Raw genomic sequence first — 1,424 nt, 5'->3', positions numbered from 1 at the left:
GGCCGCGGGGTCGTCGACGCCCGGCGGGCGGATCGTCCTGACGCGTCGCGGGCGCCTGCTCGCCGACGCCGTCGTGCGGACGCTCGCGGCCTGACCGGAGACCTGCCGCCGCGGCGGCGGCCCGTCATCGTGAGGCGCCCGACGCGACGAGGGCGCCACCCGCGGAACGGGTGACGCCCTCGTCGTGAGGTGCTGCGGTGTCAGCTGACCATCCGGATGGTCATCGGGTACCGGTACCACTCCCAGCGGCTCGTGGCGACGGCGGCCAGGATGCCGAAGACGAGCTGCACGACCCACACCGCGAGGATGAGCAGCACGCCGATCCCGATCACGCTGAGGATGCCGCCGACCACGTACGCGATGAGCAGCGTGAGCTGGAAGTTCAGCGACTCCTTCGCGTGGTGCTCGAGGAACGGGCCACGGCCGCGGAACACGAGCCAGATGACCAGCGGGGCGATGAAGCCGACGCCGACCAGCGGCAGCAGGTGGCCGACGATCGCCCACGTCTTCTCGTCGTCCGGGCGCAGGGGCGCCGCGGGCTGCGCGTAGCCGGCCGGGGAGCCCTGCGGGGCGCCGGCGTAGGGCTGCTGGGCGCCGTACTGCGCGCCGTAGGGCTGCTGCGCACCGTACGGCTGGCCGGCGGGGTCACCCGCGGGCTGGCCGGGGGTGGCGTTCGGGTCGGGCTGCTTGGCCCACGGGTCGGGCTGCGGGGTGGTCATCGCACGAGCTCCAGCGAGAAGGGGTAACGGTACGAGCCGCCCTTGTTGACGGCTACGGCTGCGAGGATCGACAGGACGAGGCTGATGATGCCGATGCCGATGATCGCGATCCAGCCGATCACTCCGATGGCGGGCAGGTTCTCGACGATCTTGGCGACGACGAGACCCACCAGCAGCGTGAGCTGGAAGTTGAGGGCGACGCGGGCCTGCTCGGCCGCCTGGCCGCCGCGCTCGCGGTGCACGAGCCAGATGACGAGCGCCGGGACCCACCCGATGAAGAAGTAGGCGAGGATCCCGCCCAGGTGCGCGAGGGTCGCCCACGTGCGGGCCTGGTCCGTGCCGGACGGGTGGTGGGCCGGCTGCTGCTCGTACGACATCGCGCTCCTCGTGCAGGGGCCGACCGGCGCAGGGCCGGCCGGGACGTGGCGGGCCTGGTGGCCGCGTGCCTCCCCACGTCAGGGGCGGGGAGGGCAGCGCGAGCCTACCGACCCGGGGGGACGCGCGCCCAGGGTTCACCCGGAGGTGAGATGTCCGGTACGCGTGGTTCCTTGACACGCCGTGCGCCGCGCCGATTCGATCCGACTGGGCGACTCGGCCCGCGACAGGAGGCGACGCATGAGCGAGAACCCCGGCGGAGAGCGCCGCGACGACGAGCAGCGGCCCGACGTGCCGCTCGACAAGCCCACGCCCGCGCAGCCCGACGCG

2 protein-coding genes are annotated in these 1,424 nt (G+C 73.5%); both read right to left on the bottom strand.

Going from position 1 to position 1,424, the window contains the following annotated elements:
- Positions 1–200: 200 nt before the first annotated feature.
- On the bottom strand, positions 201–719 hold the full coding sequence (locus tag HGA02_RS18955; RefSeq protein ID WP_162352344.1) for a DUF4870 domain-containing protein: 519 nt from the start codon (positions 717–719) through the stop codon (positions 201–203).
- Positions 716–1,096, bottom strand: coding sequence for a DUF4870 domain-containing protein (locus HGA02_RS18950; protein ID WP_168680896.1), 381 nt, complete (start codon positions 1,094–1,096; stop codon positions 716–718). Before HGA02_RS18950 ends, HGA02_RS18955 begins: the two co-directional genes overlap by 4 nt.
- Between the last annotated feature and the right edge of the window lie 328 nt (positions 1,097–1,424).

Origin of the sequence: Cellulomonas septica, assembly GCF_012396155.1 — a bacterium.
Lineage (GTDB): Bacteria > Actinomycetota > Actinomycetes > Actinomycetales > Cellulomonadaceae > Cellulomonas > Cellulomonas septica.
The sequence above is the reverse complement of the archived record's forward strand: the minus strand, read 5'-3'. Positions and strand labels throughout refer to the sequence as shown.